This is a genomic window from Bradyrhizobium sp. CCGE-LA001 (assembly GCF_000296215.2).
Classification (GTDB): Bacteria; Pseudomonadota; Alphaproteobacteria; order Rhizobiales; family Xanthobacteraceae; genus Bradyrhizobium.
Genome location: NZ_CP013949.1, coordinates 6,362,746 through 6,384,923 on the forward strand (window position 1 = coordinate 6,362,746; position 22,178 = coordinate 6,384,923).

Here is a 22,178-nt window from a genome sequence, read left to right on the forward strand (position 1 = left end):
TTGCCAGCGCCGGCCCGACACCGGGATCGCATCCAGCCGCTGCTCGTCGCGCTTGATCGATGCTTGGCGATGCTGCGTCGGTCGAACTCCAGATCTTGGCTTCAGTGCACGCAATCGACTGCCGAGTGCTCCGGTGAGGACGTTCGCGGCCCGGTAGAGTTGCTCAACGCCAATGCGAAGGGTCTGCCCGTGGCAAGCAAGGTTAGCGCAGTTCGTGCAGCACCGAGAAAGCTGGCTGTTCGCCGCCGTCGAGCGTGACGAATGCTCCCGACCGTGGCATGTTTGTCAGGATACAACTCCAGGGGGCTATATTGATGCGGCGGGTGAGCGACCGAACATGGAACGCCGCCGTGTGTTACCTAGCAGCAGTTGTTTTCGCGGGCATTGCAGGTTTCGCACTCGGCGCTACCTTCTCGACCGGGTGCCCACTCGATCCTCAAAACGCGCCATTCGGTTGCGCGGAGTTCCTGCTTTCCAGGTATCAGACGATGATCGCTGCCGCTATCGCTGCCTTTGCTGTGTTTCCAGTTTGGCGACAGGTGCGCCTACAGGGCATGCAGACTGACATTCTAAAGAGCGACGCACTCCGTCATCGCATCTCCACGCTCAACAAGATGCGAGACGATCTTGCTGGCGAGACCGAGCTCGTGCGGCAGGAGTTGCAGTGGTACCCAGACCACATCAAGACCATGAGCTTTTGGGCGCACGACACAGCATCACGAGTTGATCGCTTCCTAGAGTTTTTGTCCGAGCAAACGGCGCTGCGGCTTGATGGAGAACGTGCTGCGTTGGCAAGGGCAGATCTGATCGGCAAGCTGAACTCGCTCTCACGCGATCTTTGGGTCATGAATTGGGATGTCTATCTGGGTGGCGAAGACGCCCCCGACGAAGAGCAGCAAGCGAAGCTGGAGGCGGATGCAATAGCTGCAGAAGCGAGCTTGGAGACTAACATCGGAGGTGCGCTCCGAAGCGTCAGTGCTCTAAACGCGGCCATCCTTTGACGACATTGCCCATGCCCGAGCGAAGCTACATGCCCTCAGTGAGAGCTTCGTTTCTCAGGATGGATAGCTCATCGCGGATTCTGGCAAAAAGCTCTGAAGCCTTGTCTCAAAGGCGACGGTAGGGTGCGTTCCCCCGTGCCCCTATGCCGTCTCAATGTGTGCTTCTCAGCCAGCCGGGGAGCTGATGAACTGGAGGAACGCTCTACCAAGTGCGGTAGACTTCCGGCTCATGATTGAATCGCCGGACATCATGACCTTCGACGATCTCTCGATCAGCCGCTCGGCTTCAAGCTCTGCAACGATGACTTCGAGCAGGTCTTCGCGCTGTCCGAACTCCGGCAGGCCAGCCAGCAGTACGGGCCAGAAGGAGCCCATCATCATTCCTTTCGCCTGTGCCACCATGGCGGGTGACGCACTTGGGTTGTCCATTGCCTTCAGAACGCGGAGGTGCGCCGTTGAGAACCTGCCGACGTAATCCATGAACGTACCACGCAACACGTCGTCGATCGCGATGCCTGCGGCGGTGTTGAGCACCACGTTTCGGAGAGCCTCTAGCCGTTCGTCATCTTGCGCCCGCATCGCCTGATCTGTCGCCTCGTACACGACGCCAACGAACACTGGGTTCTCGCCTAACGCTCTCGGATCGAAGCCATCCAGACGGTCCTGAAGGTCCTGAAGACCCTTACCGATCTCCCTGAACCATTCCTCCTGCCGCTTCCTCAGCGGCTCTCCGATGGCACGTTCAAGAATTTCTTGAAGGGCATCACCAACAAAAGGCACTGCAGCGAGGCTGACCTTGGCAACTGAGTAGCCGAACCTGCCGGGAGCATCGTCCGGGAAGTCTGATAGCCGCTTGGGTGTTTCCACGTTCTAACCTCTCGTTTCGCAAACAGTAAGATGATGCGCCTGTCCATCGTCGGGCGCCCGTCAGGCGTCATTGGACGTCGCGTACTTATTACTGCAGCGGAAGCCGCGTTGTCAGGTCGAGAGGCTTGCTCGTCGATATGGTCTCGTGAATGCCGTCGCTCGCCCTCACCCGGACGTCCAAGGTCGAAGCGCCTTCTATCCAGGACGGATCGATCGTGATGCTGTGTTGAGGGGTCTCTACAGCGACGGTGTTCCAATCCTTGCCGCCGTTCGTCGAGAGCTGAACCGTATACTTGACCGAGCTACTTCCTTGATTCTGCCAGGTATAGGTCAGCGCGCCGTTTGCTTTCGTGAACTCGCCGATCTGGCGGCCCGGCGCGGTCAGGGTGTTCAATCCTTTGAGAAGGTCGTTTAGACGCGGCAGATCCGCCGTGGGTTGGCTTATGGCCGGACGCGTCTTGGCCGCTTCACGAGCCGCGATAACCTTGTCCTTGTAGAAAATCTCGAGCCGAGCGACGTCATTCGAGTAAGGAACTTCGCCGCTCACGAGTCCCGTGCGAGGATCACCGGCCGCACGATCGGAGTCGAGCAGAACTGTCGCGGGCACTTCGGACAAGACCCGTCCTTGCGCATCGTAGGACTTGATGGTCGGCGTTTCCGTGGTCTTGTCGGTCGGTGCTTTCTCGATCGAGCGGTCCAGCCGGTTGACGGCCGAGATCTCCCCGCTTCCGCTATCCAGATCGATCCTGCCGGTCAACGAAATCACAGGTCCCGAAATAGAGCCGCCCGCCATCGGCTGATCGACCTTATCGGCAACCGGCACCAACAATCCCGGGTTCTTCTTGATCGACAGTGGAGCCCCGCCAGGACCGGCCGAAATATCCTGCATTCCTGGAGCCGGCGCACCGGCAGCCATTTGTGTCGCGCCTAAAGGACATTGCACGCCGTTCTCGGCCGAAATGCGATTGCATATCTCCACGTAATTGTGGGCGCTAGGCCACGTATACTTGCAATAAGTCATGAGATCGGCGGCCTTGTCCCAACCCCATACCGTCATGGGTGATGGAAGCTCGGGATCGCCCGGGTCGAATGCTACAAACGGGTCGGTGGCGCTTCCCAATCTGTTCTTCGGTATTTTGTTGGGCCATGCGGTATCGCCTCCGTTCTCGTCCAGATCTCCACACCCGCTCACCGGGTGATGGCGACCAAACGTGTGACCCAATTCGTGTCCCGCATACCAACCAGCAAAGGAGGGGCTCGTGTCCCAATCATAGCCCACGCCGGCCGGCCCGCTTCCCACGGCCGATGGATCTGGGCTCGGCGGCAGCGACGAGCAACCACGCATGAAATTCAGCTCGCTCGAACCATCGAAGTAGACGAGGCCATAATAGTGGAATAGCGCGTTTTTTCCGCTCGCGACGTCGAGCTTCCTGATCGCCGCGATCGCGGCATTGGCGTTGTTGCACGATTTGAGGCCCTTATCGAAAGCCGCAGGTGCGGTCGTCCAATCGATCACTCTGGTCTGAAACTCGAAATCGGAGGATGGATAGGCTCTCCGAAGCCAGGACAGGGCGGATTTGTAATCGACGTCGCGAGGTACGAAGGTCTTGCCGGCTCGCTTGTAACTCAATCCCAACAGAACGACCTTCACCCCAGCCGCCTGCAGGAATGTGGCCGTGGTCCCCTTGTCGCAGTTTGTGCAGACCAAGCGCGTGCCGTCGTGAAGACTAATGCCTGTCAGGGATATCGCAACCTCGCCCACTGTGCTCCAGTCCAGCGGGATTTCGAAGACGAGACTGTGATCGAGTTTCTTGCGTTTGACATCGAGCTTCCCGTTCTCGGACGGGTCAAGTGTCGTCTCGACGGAATCCAGACTGTCGATCGTCCGGACGCCTCCGGCCGCCCTTTTTAGCTCGATCGTACCGCGGACCTTCGATACCGCGGCGGCTCCGTGGTAATCGACGAAGGCGCGCACAAAAGTCCGCTTTCCCGCGATCAGACCGATCGAATTCCGATCGTTTTGCACGCTTTGGGTCGTCTCCAGAAACTGGAGGTCGACCTTGTCGGCGGAACGGGCCGACGTCGAGGATAGAGCGGCGAACGCGACGAGAGCGAGAAGATTCCACCTCATGAAGCCCTCCGTTTCACGCAACGGTCTCCGCTCAGCGAGCCAGCGGGACCGGCGATTTTCTCTGCAGCAGGTAATATAGCTCCGGATTGTTGGTGACCCTCGCCGGCGATGCGGGGACCACGCGGCCTCCTCGCAGTCCCGGGCCAGCGGCACCGGCACCCGCGCTAGGCTCGGAAACGATATAAACCGGTATTGGCTTCTTCGGAGCTTCGATCGCTTGTGGCGCAAGAGCGACTGAGAATCGGCTGGTCCGATCATAGGAGCCGCCGATCCCTGAGTCGATCGAAACCGTGTTGGTCACAGGAATGAGAGTGTAGCCGAAGCGAGCGCCAGGATTGGCAACGATTTCGAACTGCTTGGTATACGTCACACCTGCGAGCGAGGCCTTATCGGTCGCTTTAAGTGCGGCAATGAACCAGTTCGCCAATCCCATATGCGTCTCGGAGGGATCGTTCCCGCTGCATGTAGCGCCATATTTCTTCTTGGCAGCGACGATATTCGTGGAAAATTGAATATGACCGGTTCGCGTGTCCGTACCTGTCACGCCGAGCTTCGGTGAAGCTGAAATGATGCCCAGACCGACTGGTGCCGTCACCGTCGCGGAAGCGTCACCTCCGAGCGAACGGACGAGCGTCAAGTCGAGGTCGGTCAAACTGCCCCAGGTCTCGGGTGCTTTGCTCCGCACGTCCGCATCTGGTTCGACCGCGACCGCGGCCAATTCGCACTCGATGGCTGCCGTCACCTGGGAAATTTCGACAATCCCTTCTCCGACCGATCCTGGAAATGCCGAGCAGCCAGTCAGAAACATCGCGCAAAGCACGGCAATATACTTGTTCACGCCCACCCCCAAATAAATCTCGAAAAAAGATATCGCGTCCGCATCAGCCAACAGAAGCGGAGCTACTCACTGTAAAATGTATCGTCAAAGTCCCCGCGCCCACTGCAACAAAAAGTTCGGTGCGTGTCAACTCCTGCGTGTCCAAAATGCGATTGCTCGCGGATCAGGGACAGCTCACGAGCGGAGGCGTTTAAGGGCCGTCCGCCGCTCCGATTGCCTCACTCTGGAACGATCGAGACCGTTAGTACCAATACCGTCATATGAATGCTGGCTTTCGAGCCATGCGTGCGTTCATCGCGATTGCGCATCTCTGACCTTCGCCGCCCGAGAAACAGGGTTGCGTGCATCTATACCGGCGCCCACCTCTCCTTTCAGAACAATGCCGTCATCTCGGGCAACGGCAGCGTTGCTTTCCACACTGACGAACATTGTCGCGTCGTGGTTTTTCTGTGCGTGCGATAATCTCCGCCTCGCCCGCGCAGCCCCTCGGCGACCTGAACCGGGTTGAACTCGGTGTCATGGGCGAGTGCGGCGTTGATGATGCTTTGCATGTCATAGCGGGGCGGTCTGCGCATTTTCCCTCGCCGCCTGCGCTCCATACCACCCGCCTCACGCCCGACGTTTCAACCGCGGAGCTGGGAGCAGCGTTCCTCAGACGTTCTCCCATACAACCGCGAACGTGATTCGAGGTTGTGTTTACGACCTCAACGAGAACGACCAACGAACAGCTAGCGAACCTGGTGTGACCAAGCGTTCTCCAGGAGGAACACGCTCACTGCGGGCGCTTCAGCAGCTCGGGATCCGGGAGATCGCCTTGCCAATCCTGCGAGCCTAGCTTGGGCGGGACCACGTCTGGCGAGCGCGATGCGGGCTCTGCGAGTGGGTGAAGCGGCTCGCCTGCAAGTTGGCGCGTTGGAGCTCAATTCGGCACCGTCGCACTAAGCTGTCGTGTCGGCCTTCGACACGCCGGCCTCGACGAAGACCGTCCGGGCGACGCCTAATCTTGCGCTTCCAGGGGCCATCAACATCCGGCACAATCTTTCCGCTACGACATCATCAGGCGCAGGGCCGCGATGCTGGGTGAGAACAGTATCACGACTCCCTTGTAGCGAACAAAATCCCTAAGCTGAAGTGTCAGCGCCGACTTCCCCGCAAGCGGGACGTGGAAGGTCTTCTCCGCCTTCGTCTCTTCCCGATTGCCGATCAACGCATCCTGCCCGTTCAATCCGTTCGGGATGGCCTTGTACGCGTCGCTGAAGTCTGTCTTCTGCATCCACCGCAGCAGGGTGTAAAACTGCTCGTTGATCCGCGCGAAATAAAACAAGCCGATGACACCGCGGTCCTTTTCGTCGTCCTGCATGCCCTCCAGATGCGGCCCGTAGGAAAAGCCGCGGCGCACGACGCGTGGGGGCCCCTTCGGGAACCGGACCCGGTTGGCGAATTTCATCGGCTGATCGCGGCAATTGACAATGCGGATGTGCGCCCCGAGCGGACATTTGATGCCAGAGGGATCGTCGCTGTATCCGAATCCGTCGTCTAGTTCGGGCCGCGGCGGCGGCCCGTCCGGGAACCTCGACAGCGGCGATCCATGCCGCCAGCGCCCCATCAACTTCGCCGCCACCCATTCTTCAGCGAACGCCGGATCGACGTTCGGCGGCGCCAGCGGCGCGTTGTCCTTCAGGAACTGATTGAAGCCCGCGACGTCCTGATAGACCCATGACAGGCCGACGAATGAGCCGTCGCGGGCGAAGTCTTGCCATATGCCCGGCCTGAGCGGTGCCGTTGGATAGTCCTCGGTTGGATAGCCTACAACGATCTCGCGGAAATCGACGCTCCCGGCAGCCCCGGTGTCCTGCCAGTCCACTTTGGGCGAGGTGATGCCGTCGCGATAGCCGAAGTGGAGCCGGCCGTCGGCCGGCCGGCAGCCCGAGAGCGCGCGATCATCCCAACTGTCGAGCGCGAACTCCTCCACACCTGAGCTTGCCGCGGATCGCCGAATTTCCGCGAGACAATCGGCCTTTTGTTCGGGGCTGTCGAACCCGAGATGAATGGCAAGATCCACTTGGCTCGACGTGAACCTGCGATCCCACCAAGTCCCCGGCGCGCTGGCGCCGAGGAAACCAAGTTGCGGGGCGATGCCACCATCCGGCGCCTGCGTCGGATCGACGAAGAAGACATCGAACTCCCGGCGACCTTGCGCCACATCATAGCCGGGCCGGCCTGACATCAGCGCTTCGATGCCATTCCAGCTGAACATGAAATGGAACGTCGGCCCTCCGACGTCCGGTGCCATGCCCGCAGAGGCGCGCGGCATCCACTGCTTCAGAAATGCTCGTGCATGCGCGGGATCGCCCAGCCTGAATAGCAGAACCGCAAGCAGCGGCTTCGTGGAGCTTCGGGCCACAATTGACTGCACATTGCCGAGATCCACCATCACATTCGTCTCGCAAGAAGGTTGAACCGAAAGCCAGCCAGGCGTGTCATCTCCGACGGAACGAACTCGATCCTGGGAAGCTATCTCCCGAGCTTCGTGAGAATCTCCTCGACCGTCATGTGGTCATAGGCTGAAAACAGCCAGCCGGACGGGTTGCCGGAGATGTCGGTCGACCCGTCGGTTGCCTTGCCCAGTGATCGGAAATTATGTTTCTTCGAGAACTCGAAGAATGCATTTGGATCTCTGACGTCCGGCAAGCCGTCCGTCAGTGCGAATATGGCAGCAAACACCTCCGTCAGTTCGCGCCGGAAGAATTCGGTATATTCCTGATGCGAGCCTTCATACTCCGTAATGACTTGGATGTACTTGTCGTCAATGATGACGACACGCGCGAAATGCACCAGTTTGGATTTTTTTAGCGCCGCATCGATGGCGGGCTGGACTTTGTCGGCAAAGATCGCCTCCAGGCCTCTCAGCTTCTGCAGGGTTTCAGCGTCCTGCTTGATCGGCAAGGTGAGATTCAGTGCGTGAGTCATGGGAATCTCCTTTTTTGAAATACAACTACAAGCACGTATGACGGTGAGGAGTCGGTTCTCGTTCATTAATTGCAAATTGTCAGGCGGATCTCCTTTTCGTGTCCTGAGTGAAGCACTTTCCGCAGTTGACCCTCGCCGGCGCGATCAGCCAAGCAGCGGCATGGCCACGGTCGGATCGCCGAGGATCACGGTGGTCTGCCGATCCATCGCCACAAGCTTGCGATAGAGGGCCCAGTCCCGCATTCCGGCAACGTTGTTGTTGATCTGCTTCACGGCCGCCTGCCATCCGCCGTAGAAAGCGCCGGCTTCCTTGAAGACGTCCTGCAGCGCGTAGCCGATCGGCGTGCGCCTGTCCTGCTGATAGAGATTCTTGTAGAGCGCGGCCCTGAGCACGTGCGCGACGACCTGCTTGTTGTTGGGGTCGCGCAGCGTCCAGTCGAAGGTCGGCTCGACATGGCCGACGAAAGCCCGCAGCGGGTGCGGCGCGCCGAGCAACGCCTTCGGCAGCGGCGCCACTGTCGCCCCGGCGCCACGCGCGACGCCGTTGAGCATCCGCCCGATCTCCCCATCCGCAGGCAGCAGGTCCTTGTAGCGGGACTCGCTGTCCGTTCCGGCGGAACAGCAGGCGTGCGCATACCAGATCGCGCCCGACGGCCGCCAGTCGGCGAATTTCGCCGGGCCGAGCGGCGTCTGCTCGACGTCGACGAGAAAACCGAGCTGCGACCGCAGTGCGGCTTCGTTGTCGAGCGGAGCGGTCATTCCATGGCTGGTCGTCACCACGAGCGAGGGTGTTCGTTCCTGCAGCGCCGCACTGAGCGCGGCCCCGGTGGCCTCTCGTGCGTTGAAGCGAACCCGCCCCTTTAGGTCCTTATCGGCGAGAAATTCCTGCCAGAGCTTGCCGGCGATCGCCTCGGCCATCAGCCAAGTGATGTCGGACAGGCCGTAGTCGACGCTCCACACCACTGGCGCTCGCGGCTCGGAGAACTGTCCGACCCAATCGCTGATCAGCGCATCGACGTAGCGGCGCAGGCCTTCGTCAGGAAGGTCGAGCCGGCCGACGAAGGTCGACATGTTGAGGGCGTATTGTACTGCCCAAGGAATTTGCTGCGGAGATCCGACGATCAGCAGATATTGCGGGATCCTGCCCTTACCGATTCCCGGATTGGGCGCCTGCACCGAGAGGTCCTGCGGCGGCATGTCTGGATAGTAGCGCCGCAAATATCCCTGCTGCAGCTCGGCGCGATAGCGCAGGACCGGCGCGTTCTTGCGCGCCTTGAGCAGGTCGCGGATCGGCGCGGGCGCGTCGTCGCCCCTCGCGTTCTCGGCGGCGCTGATCTGATCATTGTCGGGAAGAACGACACCCCAGCCGACATCCGGGTGGGTCCAGTCGCGCTGATCGGCCGGCGCGGAAGGCGCGAGCCATTGCAATTGCACGGTCGCCTTTTCGATCTGCGCCCATGGTGTACGAGAGGGTAGCGTGTCCTGCAGCGCCTTCGACCCATCCCAGGCGTTGATCTGCAATGCCCCTTGTCGCTCGATTCGATCGCTCATGCCGCACCTATCACCCCAAAAGCGTTGGGCCGGAATTCTGCGGGCACCTTTGGGTCGTTGTCGAGCAGGCCCAAAATATCCTTGCGCATATTGGCCGGCGTCGTCGGCGGCAACACCCGCAACATGCCGGCAACCGTGTCGATGCGCCGCTTCATCTCCGGATCGATCGTGACCTCCGCTGGCACGAGCTTGACAACCAACGGCGCGCCGCGCTCGTAGAGCAATGGCAGCGTCCAGCGGCCGAAGGCGTCGGGTGGCGCGACCAGGTACTTGTTGTGCACGCGACGCCGCGCTTCGATGACGGCCGAGGCGCAGTCGAGCATCACTAGCGAATTCGGTGCCGCGCCGACCAAGCAGTCCCGCATCATCGCAAACAGCTTCTCATAGAAGGCCGAGGAAAAGGTTGAGGCGTCCGTATCCAGAATGGGCTCGGCCATGCCGATGGTGACCGGGGAGCCACGCTTGGTGAGGGTGCGGGCCATCGAGTGCAGCCGCGCCACCACCTTGCCGCCGGAGCAGCAGTTCAGCACGGTCAGCCAAGTCGTCTTCGTCAGCATCAGGATCTGATTAAGGCGCTCCAGCGACACCGCAACCGATCCCGACTTTGCTTCAATATCGGTGTCGTTGATGTTCGCGAATTCGAGGGCCTGGAGTCCGACGGTCGCGACGCCGTGGCAAAAGAAATGCAATATCTCGACCGGCTTCTCCACCAATAGCCGGTCCATCGCCTCGACGTCGCCGGGGATCGGCGCCACCTTCACCCCGGCGGGCCATCCTGCGGCGGGCGGAGTCAAGAGGTTTTCATCGCCGAGATAGATGGTGCACTCGACGTTGAGGCCTGCGGCGCGGGCAGCCGCCACCTGAGTCACAATGCTGGCGAACTCGTTAGCCGCGGGGATTTGGGCCGGCGATAGGAACGCGGCCATTCGGATCAGGCCGGAAAACATCCGGACGTCGGCAGGATTGTCGTTCATGGAAGCAAGGCGGCTGACCGCACATTCATGCGCGAGAAATTTGCGGGGCGGTGATTCACACAGGGCTTCCCAACGATATTGCTCGCCCGCCGGAAGGCTGATGAAGAACTTCAGCAGGGCATCCGCGGGCGCCCCGAAGATCTGGGTCAGCTCGGCCTTTATCGCGGGATGGCTGGCAAGCTCGGAGCGGATCTTCGTGCCGTACTCCTCGACATTCGCGACCGTATCCAGAGGCGGCAGCTTGGCCGGATCGAGCGTGAGCGGCTGAAACGTCAACGCGTTCGGATAATCAAAATCCTGGTTGTCGACGCGGCAGCGGAACAGGCGCGCGGCGAGACCGCCGCCGGCCCATTCCGTGATTTCGACAAGCGCGTCGCGCATCACCATCTCCCGCCTGCGTCACTCCGACCGCTTCAGATAGCTTCCGACGATGTTTTGGATGTCAGAGAGCGTCTTCTGCACGGTCTCGCTTTGCGCGGCCGCTTTGACCTGGTCGAGTGTGGCCGTGGATTTGCTGAACAAGACGTCGGTCGAGACACGACGAAGCTGATCGAGCGAAGCGCTTTCGACGTAGCGCTGCGCCGCGGCCGCCCAATCCGGCGCCTGCTTGAGATCGAGGCCGAGAACCGGAATGTAGACCCCCGCCTTGGCGCGAACCCGGTCAAGCCACGACGCCTGTTTTGTGAGTTCCGGAAGCTCCGACGGCAAAATGGTGGACGCGATCTTGGCGTGGAAGCCGGCATGGGCGGCGACGCTCTCCGGCTGACAATACAGGAAACCCTTGGCGAGCTTCGGCGGTTGCGCCGGCTCCGGCGAGAACAGAAACCGGAAGGTTTCGCGCAGATGTTGCGCGCAGTCCGGCGCCGCAGGATGGAACGCTACCGATCCGGGCCTACTTTGCGCCAGCGTGTCGGCGACGAAGGCCATCGCCGCGCGATCGGCTTCCCCCGGCGGCGGCGAAAACATCGCCGCCCAGGCGCCGAGCCTTGCGAGGCCTGCCCCGAGATCGCCGATCTCGGCGGCCGTCAGAATCTGGGCCTCTGCGGCGTTTGGCGAGCGGCTCAGCAAAAGCACAGCCGCGCCCTCCGTCGCTCTCGCCCTGCACACGAAGTGAACCGCATCGAGGCTTTGCCCTTTCAGGGCCGCACAGATCCAGTCGAACCAGGGCGAGACGAAGCCTAGCCCCTCCGCCGCGCTTTCCGCGATCTCGCTTGCGGAGTGGACGTGGGCGCGCTTGTCAAGCTTGACGCTCGGATTTGCCAACGCCTTGGCACAGGCGGCGTTGGGAAAGATGTGGATCCGGGTCTGGGCGCGCGGCGAGCCGGCGAGCAGCTCGCCGACGATGAGCTTGAGCTGGTCCACGGCGTTGGCCCGCGCTATCGACGGCGGCGGATCGAACAGGATGGCCGCCTCCAGCACGTCCGCGTTTTCGCGCGGACGCACCAGGAAATCCGGAAGTCTGAGAACGGGACGTGCAAGCTGCTCGCTCAGCACACGCTCCCATGGCAAAATTCCCAAGAAGCCGTAAGGACGCACCAAATCGAGCCAGAGGGGCAGGTCAGCGGCGGGATTCATCAACGCTAGACCAGCCTTCAATCCGTCATGAAGCTGAAGCGGAAGGCTCAGCACACCCGAGTCGTGCACCTGGTCCGGGCTCAGATGCTCGGAAACCCCGATCTCGTCGAGCGCGAGCCGCCAGGTCCGCCTGCCCTGCTCGCTGATCTCGCCGTAGCCCGTGAGATCGAACACGATCTTCGGCCTGTCTTCCGTGAGCGTCAGCGTCGTGCGCAGAACGATCAGGTCGGGATTGCTCCTCGCGAACGGGTTTGGAATCGCCTTCAAGAAATCCGACAGCGTGGTCTGCAGCGAGGTCATGGTCGCGGTCTCACGGCAAGGCCATCAGGCTACGCAGCGTCCAGGCGGTAAACGAGGTCGCGACGCCACCATGTGAATCGATTCGATTGGCGACGGAGCCGTCGAGCCCGATGAGGCGCGCTCCGGCCAAATCGATCGTCTCGCCGGGTCCCGGAATGGTGTTGACGAGGCGCTGGCCCGCGCCGCGAGGCCCGTAGCCCCCCAGCGCCGCGTAGGCGTTCGGCGGATTGCCGGCCGCGGTCTCGCCGGCTGCGATCTGCAGCTCGCCGAGGTCCTCGCGACGCAGAAGAGCCAGATGATAGATTTCGTGCAGCGGGATGTCGTGGTTGCTGTAGGTCGTGACGATCGGATTTGCGACGCGGTCCAGCACGCCGCGATAGCCTCCCGGGCCTTCCCGGCCCGGCACCGTGGCCGCAAAACTCAGATGCGACACCGCCGGCTGCAGCAGCAACAGCGAGCGTGCGTGGCAGCCGACAGCCGGCTGCGCTGCGAGCGCCGACAACATGATCTTCGCGCCGAAGGAATGACCAACCATGTGGAGCGGCCCCTGCGTCGACCGCTTGATGTCACGCAGCAGCGCCGCCACGCCGTTGGAACCGACGGTGCCGGCGCGGTCCTTCATGATGTAGAGCGATGCCAAGCGGACCGCCCACCGTGGGTCGAGGTAGCTGAGGATCCCAGCCGCGCCGGGTCTACCTCCGCCGGTCCCGCCCACCGTGCCGACATCGTCGAGATTGTCCCTGACCAGCGCCCCGCCTCCCGCGGCCTGCATCGCGGTCATCGCCGCGACGATCTTGTCCTCGGATGCCGGCGCCTCGTCGGGGCCGACGCGGTCCGCCTTGAGGGCCGGCTTCAGCATGCCGGCCAGCTCCCTGGCCTCGGCCTGCGTCAAGCGGGCCGCATGGACGAGTTGATAGAAGCGATCCCAATCAGTCGACGAAGGCAGGATGTTGAGCAGCTCCCCCGCGACGCATTCAGTCTCCAGATTCTGGCCGGTTGGCCCGGCCGCAGCCATCTGCGGCCCGCTGTCGGAAGGCAGCCACATGCTCGGCCAGGTGATGCCTACGAAGATCGGCGCGGGCCCTGGCGGAAGCGTCTGCAGCACTTCCTGCAAGTGGCTCAAAAACGTCCGGTACAGGTCGACGGCGTCGGCGAAATCGTTGTTCCAGCCGTGCGAGAAAAACAAGACTGGAGAAGTCGGCTTGGCGGCCAGCGCCGCGAGCAACGCCGCACGGGTGCCCGGCGACGTGCATACGCCATTCCTGTCGAAGCGCACCAGCCAAGTTTCAAGGTTGATGCCCTCAAGCGGATAGGGACCTGCCGCGCGAACTTCTGGCATGGGGCTACCCTAATAATTTTGAACGAATAACGCTGAACTTAAAATTGAAGCTTAAGACGAAGGCACGCGTTTGTCGAGCATGAAACCGTTTTTGTTGCGACTGCCCGCACTCAGCTGAACGGCGACCACTCGACCGGCTTCTAAAGCCCGCCCAACTACAACCGGATGGCACGTATACCGCTCTTAGACTATCATTAGATATGATGGGTCCACGTGCCCAGCTCCACCTCTACGGGGGGTGAAATGCCCGACGGGCGTCAAGTAAGTCCCTGGACATTGCGAGGCGCAAATACGGACACTTGGCTTCTGCGGGGTGACGAGAGCCGTGCCAGCAAACCGGCGGGCACCCGAACGGCGCTGGTCGAGCGCATGCCGCATTTGCTAGATGCGCCGGCGCTTCTGCTCTCACGAAGCTGGAACAGGCGGCTTTCCGTCTGCGGTAAGGCACTACGGGCGTTTTCCGCGGCGAGTCGAGGACTGGGCGGTTGCCACGTGAGACCCGGATCTACGGCCGAAGCGCTGGGGTTATCAAGCCGCAGAGCATCTAGCCGTTATCCGATCGGGCGCGGATCGCGGCCCCGCTCCCGTTCCGCTAGAGCGCATCCTGACCGGGCAGCGAGCTTCCAGTGCCCTCAAGGACGAGCCACGACAGACTTTCTGAGCATCTGGCTACCGGTCTGCTCATTTGACCAAGCGCGGAAGGTTTCCGTGCCGATCAAGCGGGCGCTGCACTCGTCTGGCAAGGGTGCCGAGAATTTCTGGCACACGCCGCGCTCGAGCGCAAAACGGAAGGAGCATGACAGTGTCTGGGTTTGAGTTGTTCTTGCCATCTTCACTGCCTGCGACGGAGCTGCTCGCTCGCACGAAGCATGATGGGGTCATTCTCCATGTTAGCCTCAATTTTTCTCCCGGGAACACGGAGATTCAGTTCGATCTCAGCCAGCGCACGGGCGTTGCTCAGCATGAACACCGCGTTTGGAAGTACCCGCTTGCGGTTATGGGCGTGCCATCAAGCCTCCTGCAGCCGCAACAAGATTTCACTTTGCCACCTGAGATTGCTATGGATTTGCGCGACGAGTTGACCGCGCAGGCTCTGCCAGCTGAGCAACCTTTGTGGCTGGATCTGGTTCGGCCTTATGGTCTGCTTGGTGCGCTTCCCTGGGAATCGGCCCTCGGAGAACATCTCCGCAGACCCATTTTGCGCTTGCCGACTTTCCTAGAGCGACCACATGAGGATCAGAACATTGCCGACGTCGCCATTCTTGTTACCGCAGATCCGAACGCTCATCAGGACCGTACGGTTTGGCAGGTGCGAGCGGTGGTGGAAGCCATTCTGACCGGATCGAAACGCCTGCAGACACGGGTGCATATTTTCGCGCCGGAGCCCTGGCATGAGCTGCTCACGCGGCTTCCTTCCGAACAGCTCGTTGAAAGACCGACACAGCTTTACCAGCCACCTCCGATAAGGCGTGGGCCAGCTGATCTACGGCGGCTATGGACCAAATGGATGTCCGAATCACTTGGAGGGCAAGCTCTAGACGCTGTGCACGTCATCTGTGATGTCGAGCCGACCATGACCAACTCAATGCTGGTTCTCAGGCAGCCGTGGAAAACACAGGGCCGGCAAGTCGTAACGTGGCTCTCTGTCGAAGATCTGTGCGCAATGCTCACGCTTCTGGGCGCGTGGGCCGTGACCATTACTCCGCGGACGCATTTGCATTGCATGAATGCCGCTGCGTTCTTCGCAGACACGGCCGCGCACACGCGTCCCGGACCGTTGCTCTACCATCCGCTCGAAGTGCCGGACGACGCAAATGCCCTCACGGACGGCTATCGTTTCCTGCTCTCCCCAGAGCCGACACAACCGCCGACCTTGTTGCGCGGTTTCCTATATGGATTGCCGAGTGCCGTTGCAGACGCGGCTACAAAGGTCGGAGACGAGAGCCCGGCCAACAACTCGGCAATGTTAACGAAAGGAAGCAGCGTTCCTCCGCCCCAGCAGGTGCCAAACTGGGCCTCGGCAACCCAGCGCTTTTTTGAGAACGCGATGCTCGACGAACTTCGCCGAGCGTCGGACGACGTTCTACTATCCAGGTCCAATGGGATCGGGAAAACTGTAAATTCCGCTTCTGTTCGGCAGACGCTCTCCGACATCAAAGACGTTGTCTCGCGACATCTATCTTTGGGCACGTCAGCAACCACTGGCGACGCTCGTTCCCACCTGCGAACATCGATTAGTCCATCGCAGTTCGTACGACCGCACGAAGCTATCGTTGAGATCGGAGCCTCAGACAAGGGAAGGCTGAGCGTGCGGCTGCTAAAAAGTTTGGTAGGCCACCACGATTCTAGAAGACACAAATCGATGTTCCTGGATTACGCCAAGCTACCAAAGCTGGACACACTTCAGAACGTGACCAGTTATGCGACCCAAATCAGGGACGCTCTTTGTCGGCATAGGGCGGTCGCAGCAGAGCTCGAGCGCATCGCCGGCTCTACTCCGTCCGCGCTTCGGTTTGTCGTCGACGTGCCAGAGGCTGAAACGCCACGATGGGAGGCGGTCTCGATGCCGCCGTTTCTCGCGCTCAAGCCGGACTGCACCGTTACTCGTATCGCTTACAAATCGGACATCCGAGATCCCGGCGTGCGGACCTTTAGCTGGCCCATACGAATGATCGCCTTCCTTTCGGCTGCGAATGCATCGGCAGAGGAAGAATTAAAAGCGATCCACAGCGCAGTGCTGCTCGCGAGGCAGCGGGGTCTCCGACTCATATGTTCCATCTACCTTGGTGAGCAACAATTGATCGATAGGGCGAGCGAATATCCCGGAGTTGACGTTACCTTTGTGCCGCCATCTGCCCTTGAAGTCGGGCAGGTCATCAAGGATCAATCGCCGCAAATCGTCCACTTCTTCTGCCATGGCCTAAACGAGGCGGGGGAGCGTCTTCTGGAACTCGCGACAATTTGCGATTGGGACACTCAAAAAAGGATCGGAAGTGTCCGTATGTCGATTGAGCGCCTGCGGCAAGTTCTGATTTCAACTGGCGCCACATGGCTAACCGTGCTGAACACCTGCAGCGGGGCGACACCTGCGGGATCGCTTCCGTCCATGGCAAGCGAACTGGCTCAGAGCGCCTCCCCCGTGACTATCGGCATGGCGGAGCCGATCAAGGCGGATGCCGCAACCGTATTCACGCGCGCGTTCTATGGACGCGTGTTCGAAAAGCTCAAGGAATCGCTCTCAGGTGTTGATTGGGGCGATGCAGCCATGCTGGATCTGGGGCTTGCTGTCAACGCCGCTCGCGAAAAGCTGCACGAAGAATATCAGGACACCCCCAAGGACGCGTACGGAACATGGTGCCTACCAGTGCTGTACGAGCGTGATACACCACTCAGAGTCCTCATGCTCCCGGAAGACATGAAGACGCGCATCGAGCTCATCGCGGGAGCGTTGCGTAGTCTCCCGGCAAGCACGCCCCTCTTGGTGCGCAAGGAAATCCTCAAGACGCTCGGGAATCCTCCTCCGGTTCCCGAGAAGCTGCGCCCCGACGCCTTCGGTAATCTTGTTTAGCGGAGGAAGTGCGATGACAGACGCAATAGAGCGACCGGACGCGCTTCGGATCAATGCGTGAACGGGCGAGGACGCTCCAATGCAAGGTCTTCCCGGCTGCAAATAGCTGAGCATACAAGCTATCTGTTTGCTCATCGCGCTTTAGGGAGGATCACATCTCCCTTGCCCCCTCGGACGCGCTCGATTCCGTTTATTTTTGCGGCGCAACATGCCAACTGACCAACGATGTATGAAAGGGAGGAGTAGCATGGCCGACGACAGCGCACTGTATCGCCTAATCAGCCGACTTTCCGAACTTGAGATGCTGGAGCTTATGCGTGCTGCCGGCATAACCGATACGCGGCCATCGATCCTTAAGGCAAGATCAGGAAGGCCATCGGAGGGGCAACAACGGGTGAACGACACACGACGCCGATGACCCGGGCCCCGAGGTGCTTCGCCCAGGGCGCGAGTATCTGACCGAGTGCGCCGGCGGCGCCGAAAAGCAGCACGACGTGTCCGGGCTTGACGTGGAAGGTGCTTTTGATGAGGTACTGCGCCGTGATGCCCTTGAAGGTGATCGAGGTCGCCTGTTCCGACTTGATCGCGTCCGGTAGTTTCACCAGGCGGTTCGCAGGATAAAGCCGTCCTGTGGCGTAGCTGCCGATCGGACCGACCGCATAGCCGATCGGCGACGCCGACGTTGGTGACGTCGGGACTGACCGCGGCGACGAGCCCCGCCCCCTCTAAGCCGAGCCCGCTGGGGAGCTTGATCGGCACCGCGCCGTTGCGCTGCGTAACGTCGAGAAAATTCACGCCAATGGCTTCCTGGTCGAGCCAGACCTGGCCGGCGCCGGGCTTTTCCTGCTCGACCCGTTTGTCTTCAGGACTTCGGGTCCTCCGGCCTTCTCCAGGCGAATTGCCGCTGCTGTCATGTGGCCTCCAGAATTGCACGCGCGCGCCGGGCCCGAGGCGGTCCCGCGCGCGGCATGATTGGCTTGTGATCGAACTCAGGCGGGGGTGTAGGTCGCCTCGACGGTCCAGGCGTCCTTCGACTGGCTGTAGAGTTGCCAGAAGTGATCGGCGACGGCCTGGGCCTCCTTGGTTTCCGGGGAGACGAAGCCCGCGACAGTCACCGTCGCACCGTGGACGCCCTTCTCTCGCAGCGACTCGAAGAGCCCCTGCGCCAAGGCGCGGATGCCGGCCTTGCCGATGCTGAGCGACAGGTAATCCGGGCTGGGAGCGAGAGCGAAGCCGCCGCCCATCAGCAGGATTGCGCCAGACTTGCGGGCTTCCATCTTCGGAGCAACCGCCTGAGCCGCCGCGAGCGCGCCGCCGATGTTGACCGTCAGATCGCTGTTGAACGTGTCGCTCGGCTGCTCGGCGACGCTCGCCTTGCGCATCAACGCCGCGTTGTAGTGCATCACGTCGATCTGGCCGTGCTGCTTCTCGACCTCGGCGACGAGCTTAACGACACTCTTCCGATCACTTGAGTCCACCGTCTTCACCTCGGCCTTCTAGCCCTTGGCCTTCAACCAGTCCGCGAGTTGCTGGGGTCTTCGTGGCGCTGCGAGCGGCGAGCACGATCTCGAACCCTTCCTTCGCAAACCGTTCCGCAGTCGCGATGCCTTCGCCCGAACTGCGCACTCGTCGCCGACATTTCGGAGATTATTCTGATGGCCGGACTCGACGGGGCCGGCATCTCGTTGCTGCCGGACTGCTGGTTCGGTCGTCGCTGCGGGAGAAGAAACTCACTCACGTACTGCCGGGCTGGACAGGGAAGGGCGACGGCGGCGTCTACGCGATCCTGCCGCCGGGACGTCTGGTCCCGGCGAAGACGCGGGTCTTCGTCGAAGCCATCGCGGAGGCGATCAAGGCTGGCTGGTTTCGCGACTGAACGCAGCGGCGTTGTCTCGCGGCGTCCGTCGAAATGCCCTGGAATTGACCGAAGTCACGGACCGCATACGGTTGGCTCTATTACTGGCTCAACGCGAAGGGCGGCCGGTCCTTCTCGGAGATCCTGTCCGAGGCATTCGTCGCGCACGCCCACGAAAACTCCATCTCAACGGCCGCATCGCGCTCGATGCTTCGGTGCTGCCCGGCACCTACACCCTGAAGAAAGCCGCCAAGGAATGCGGCATCATCTGAGAGCAGATGCGCAGTCTCGGCGTGAATCTCGGGCTCATACGGTGAGGCCGTCAGGGCAATCGCGAAAGACCTCCGAAACAGCGTGGATTTCACCGCCGCAAGAGCCATTCTCGGCGTCGAAGGCAAAGTCGTGCACGAGCTCATCTCCTCCGGCATGATCGCACCCCTGTTCGGCGGCCGCAAGTGGAGACAACGATACGCCTTTCTGCGAAGCGATCTGGATGCTTTCATCGCACGAATACTCGGCGGATCATCGCCGATCGACGCCCCTCCGACGGCCTGATGGCGGCCGTCGACGCACGTCAAAGCTTCAACCTGTCCGGTGTCCTGTTCCTGCGATTGATCGCAGAAGGTCATGTGAAAGTCGTGGCGCACCTAGAGAAGTCGCCAGGGGTCGCCGGCGCGTTGGTGGGCCGGCAAGACCTCAGAACGGCGCTGGTTCTGATGGCCATCAACGCCGTCGTGAACCACTTCGGGAGCAAGCTAAACCAAGCCCGCCTCTCATCCAGAAGAACAAGGACAGGCCCCGTCGCTAGGCGAAGTACAGGCAAATGCGCTGAAGGTGCGCCGGGCATCTGCAGTCTACAAAACGGAACCAATTCACCGGAAGCTTGTTATCTCCGATGGCCAGAACGTCCGATAAATTTCGCGAAAACGCCGAGAACTGCCTGCAACTCGCCGAAGAGGCGACCAACGCGCAGGCGGCACTCCGCTACAAGCGCATGGCGCGGGCGTGGTCCGCCTTAGCGACCGAACAGGACTGGCTGGACGGTTATCCGACACAAGGTGATCGAACTGGCCAGCTAGCCGCGGACGCTATTGATGGCTTGAGCGACAAGGACGCGAGCGCCTCGAACATCAGAGACCAAAAGAGCCAATTGATAGACGGGCCACTTGATTGCGATTGATCGTGAGCCATGCGCTTCTTTAAGTACTTTTTGCAGCTCGACCGCGCAAGTCCGCGCGTGCGGTTCCAGAATTAACCCAGACCACGCCCATCAAGCTTAATGACGGAATGATCGCGCCAGCCAGACGCGCGGCCGCTAGGCTGCGGTCATGGGCAAAACGCAACCGTCAAAAAAAGCAAGGCGGGACGGCGCGCCATTCGATCCGGATTTGACGGCTCGATGGGCCGAAATCCTTCGCTTGCGAGAGCAGGTCACGAAGGCGATTGCAAAGCGCAAAAAGAAGAACAGAGGGCTGCACCGAATTTGAGTCGCTAGCTCGCCGCGCGCAACGGCGAAAATCAGGCAATCTTCATTGCGTTGATGACGCTGTCCTTCAAGGCCGAGTTGTTGAAGGTTTGACCGGATGGCGAGCCAGCATTCCGCGACCGGAATACCCAGATTGCCGGCGGGGTTCGTAATAAACCCGCTCAGAGACACGGGCCCGCGTTCGCGAGCAACTGACGTGTAGGTGGTCGATGCGATGACAGTCGCTCCATCCCACAGCTTTGCGGCAAACGCGCCCCTGCTCCTTGTCGCGAAAGTCACTGTACCGGACACGTAGAAAGTCCCGGAAGTACCGGCATCAACCGATGGACCGTCCGCGTAGACGCCGGTCGTGCTCATGGCAACGTCCGCGCCGAGCGTCTCGCCAAACGCTGTTATCGCCGCATCCAAGCCAGTGCCGGTTCGCCCGCTACGCCAGGCCGCACCTGTACCGCGACCGCTCGTCTTGTCAGCGGTTATCGTCAAGCCGTTCCGCTGTAGGCCGCGACGCCTTCGACAGAGCCAGTTGCGCCGGCTGTTGCCGTGGCCCTCACGCGCGCGCCGTTGGCGTAGGGCGTGGCAGAGGCGCCGATCCCAGAATGAAGGCAGGGAACATGTCCTGAGTTACTGAAGCTGAGGTTACAAACGTGGTCATCAACGTTCTCAATGATCGAGCTACGCGACGTGACTATCAAAGAATTGATTGACGGAATTGAGAATTACCCGCGACACTATCTGCCGAAGACCTCACGCCATCACCAACCCGGCCCGGTGCGGCGTTATCGGGACAACACGTGCGCAACTTCACCAAGCACAATGCGTCGCCAGGAAACGCGATCTACGAAGGCGAGCTGGTCGCTATCCCCGGCCGGCTTGCGCTGCCAGAGCGCGAGGTAGTTGCATAGCTAAGCGAACTTGGCCTTGTAACCGAGCTTGAACCACTTCAATTCGGTTTGGCCGAGCGCATCTTTAACACAAACGGACCAAGTCACACAGTTGTGCACTTCCCTTCCGTTCAAGCCCCGCTCGGCTAGAAGGTAATGCGCTCGCTGACAAGCTAATGCGAGCGGGTGGCATCTTCGCGAGAATCGTATTTGCACGGTTCGCACCCTCTAGGAAAACCTGCCGTAAAAGCAGCGCGAACTTGCGGTTTGAATGTTTGACGCGGCTAGCCGGCTACCAGTAAGCAGGATCCGCTAGGCATTTGGCTGGGCGAGATGCGGCAATCCCAATGTCGTGGCCGTGGCTCTCGCCAACAAGAAAGCGCGAATCATGTGGGCTTTGCTCACAGGCGACGTAGCTTATGAGCCATCGCTGTCTGCGAAGCGTCAAACAACGAAAGGAGTCTCACGCGGCAATTGCAATAAATGGCAAGCTATGGCGAAACGGTCACCCCGTCGCTCGCCGAATTTGGTGTGGGAAGTGGCACCCCTTGCGCCGATGTCTCTCGGCCGTTGAGGTGGAAGCGGCGGAGAGGCTTCCGGCGCAGACGTCTGTCAGCTGCATCAGGAAGGCGGATACGTCGGCAGTTGTGACCGTCAATCTGATCAAGCCGGCTATTGCAATCGGGCGCGGTCCTTAAGCGTTCCAAATACCAGGGGTCCGTTTTCACGGCGCGGCGGTTACTGCAGCTGATGCTGGCACGGATGTTGCTGCTATGGCGCAGTGAACTCCGCAGTGCGTGCAGGCAAGACCCTTCCATGAACCCATATGCCCCTCTTCTGAG

18 protein-coding genes and 1 pseudogene are annotated in these 22,178 nt (G+C 60.9%); 4 read left to right on the plus strand and 15 right to left on the minus strand.

Going from position 1 to position 22,178, the window contains the following annotated elements:
- Positions 1-323 precede the first annotated feature (323 nt).
- Positions 324-1,001: a hypothetical protein gene (locus tag BCCGELA001_RS29405; protein WP_144441541.1), complete on the plus strand. Its 678-nt coding sequence runs from the start codon at positions 324-326 to the stop codon at positions 999-1,001.
- A 165-nt stretch (positions 1,002-1,166) separates the two neighbouring features.
- On the opposite strand, the gene BCCGELA001_RS29410 is transcribed toward BCCGELA001_RS29405, so the two are convergent.
- The 10 genes from BCCGELA001_RS29410 to BCCGELA001_RS29455 form a co-directional block, all read right to left on the minus strand.
- Positions 1,167-1,868: a hypothetical protein gene (locus BCCGELA001_RS29410; protein ID WP_008558376.1), complete on the minus strand. Its 702-nt coding sequence runs from the start codon at positions 1,866-1,868 to the stop codon at positions 1,167-1,169.
- Between the two features lie 88 nt (positions 1,869-1,956).
- Positions 1,957-3,999, minus strand: a complete 2,043-nt coding sequence (locus BCCGELA001_RS29415) for a hypothetical protein (RefSeq protein WP_008558378.1) — start codon at positions 3,997-3,999, stop codon at positions 1,957-1,959.
- A gap of 31 nt (positions 4,000-4,030) precedes the next feature.
- Positions 4,031-4,888 carry a hypothetical protein gene (locus BCCGELA001_RS29420; RefSeq protein WP_008558380.1) on the minus strand — a complete coding sequence of 286 codons (858 nt, stop codon included), beginning with the start codon at positions 4,886-4,888 and terminating at the stop codon, positions 4,031-4,033.
- A gap of 320 nt (positions 4,889-5,208) precedes the next feature.
- Positions 5,209-5,412, minus strand: coding sequence for a hypothetical protein (locus BCCGELA001_RS29425; RefSeq protein WP_144441542.1), 204 nt, complete (start codon positions 5,410-5,412; stop codon positions 5,209-5,211).
- Positions 5,413-5,882: 470 nt separating this feature from the next.
- Positions 5,883-7,271 (minus strand): Dyp-type peroxidase, encoded by a 1,389-nt coding sequence (locus BCCGELA001_RS29430; RefSeq protein WP_060736914.1) that lies wholly within the window; start codon positions 7,269-7,271, stop codon positions 5,883-5,885.
- 80 nt (positions 7,272-7,351) lie between these two features.
- Complete coding sequence (locus tag BCCGELA001_RS29435; protein WP_008558383.1) at positions 7,352-7,807, minus strand: hypothetical protein; 456 nt, start codon at positions 7,805-7,807, stop codon at positions 7,352-7,354.
- A 144-nt stretch (positions 7,808-7,951) separates the two neighbouring features.
- Positions 7,952-9,358 carry a hypothetical protein gene (locus BCCGELA001_RS29440; protein ID WP_144441543.1) on the minus strand — a complete coding sequence of 469 codons (1,407 nt, stop codon included), beginning with the start codon at positions 9,356-9,358 and terminating at the stop codon, positions 7,952-7,954.
- Positions 9,355-10,713 (minus strand): CHAT domain-containing protein, encoded by a 1,359-nt coding sequence (locus tag BCCGELA001_RS29445; protein ID WP_158511649.1) that lies wholly within the window; start codon positions 10,711-10,713, stop codon positions 9,355-9,357. Before BCCGELA001_RS29445 ends, BCCGELA001_RS29440 begins: the two co-directional genes overlap by 4 nt.
- A gap of 18 nt (positions 10,714-10,731) precedes the next feature.
- A complete protein-coding gene (locus BCCGELA001_RS29450; RefSeq protein WP_008558386.1) occupies positions 10,732-12,207 on the minus strand; it encodes a hypothetical protein in 1,476 nt (491 codons plus the stop codon).
- A gap of 10 nt (positions 12,208-12,217) precedes the next feature.
- A complete protein-coding gene (locus BCCGELA001_RS29455) occupies positions 12,218-13,483 on the minus strand; it encodes a hypothetical protein (RefSeq protein ID WP_144441544.1) in 1,266 nt (421 codons plus the stop codon).
- Positions 13,484-14,348: 865 nt separating this feature from the next.
- Here BCCGELA001_RS29455 and BCCGELA001_RS29460 point away from each other — a divergent pair.
- Positions 14,349-17,114, plus strand: a complete 2,766-nt coding sequence (locus BCCGELA001_RS29460) for a CHAT domain-containing protein (protein WP_158511650.1) — start codon at positions 14,349-14,351, stop codon at positions 17,112-17,114.
- Between the two features lie 353 nt (positions 17,115-17,467).
- On the opposite strand, the gene BCCGELA001_RS29465 is transcribed toward BCCGELA001_RS29460, so the two are convergent.
- The 3 genes and pseudogenes from BCCGELA001_RS29465 to BCCGELA001_RS29470 form a co-directional block, all read right to left on the minus strand.
- Positions 17,468-17,716 (minus strand): hypothetical protein, encoded by a 249-nt coding sequence (locus tag BCCGELA001_RS29465; protein ID WP_060736917.1) that lies wholly within the window; start codon positions 17,714-17,716, stop codon positions 17,468-17,470.
- Positions 17,717-17,792: 76 nt separating this feature from the next.
- Positions 17,793-18,047 (minus strand): annotated as a pseudogene (locus tag BCCGELA001_RS39510) (alcohol dehydrogenase catalytic domain-containing protein); the annotation flags it as partial.
- A 56-nt stretch (positions 18,048-18,103) separates the two neighbouring features.
- A complete protein-coding gene (locus BCCGELA001_RS29470) occupies positions 18,104-18,592 on the minus strand; it encodes an SDR family NAD(P)-dependent oxidoreductase (RefSeq protein ID WP_236840771.1) in 489 nt (162 codons plus the stop codon).
- Between the two features lie 62 nt (positions 18,593-18,654).
- Between BCCGELA001_RS29470 and BCCGELA001_RS29475 the strand changes: the two genes are divergently transcribed.
- Positions 18,655-18,990, plus strand: coding sequence for a hypothetical protein (locus tag BCCGELA001_RS29475; protein ID WP_162492950.1), 336 nt, complete (start codon positions 18,655-18,657; stop codon positions 18,988-18,990).
- Between the two features lie 80 nt (positions 18,991-19,070).
- On the opposite strand, the gene BCCGELA001_RS29480 is transcribed toward BCCGELA001_RS29475, so the two are convergent.
- Positions 19,071-19,598, minus strand: a complete 528-nt coding sequence (locus tag BCCGELA001_RS29480; protein WP_060736918.1) for a hypothetical protein — start codon at positions 19,596-19,598, stop codon at positions 19,071-19,073.
- A gap of 266 nt (positions 19,599-19,864) precedes the next feature.
- Between BCCGELA001_RS29480 and BCCGELA001_RS29485 the strand changes: the two genes are divergently transcribed.
- Positions 19,865-20,149 (plus strand): hypothetical protein, encoded by a 285-nt coding sequence (locus tag BCCGELA001_RS29485; protein ID WP_008558413.1) that lies wholly within the window; start codon positions 19,865-19,867, stop codon positions 20,147-20,149.
- Positions 20,150-20,284: 135 nt separating this feature from the next.
- Here the strand turns inward: BCCGELA001_RS29485 and BCCGELA001_RS37505 are convergent, their stop codons facing one another.
- Entirely contained in the window at positions 20,285-20,812 is a 528-nt protein-coding gene (locus BCCGELA001_RS37505; protein WP_144441546.1) for a hypothetical protein, read from the minus strand.
- Positions 20,813-22,178 lie beyond the last annotated feature (1,366 nt).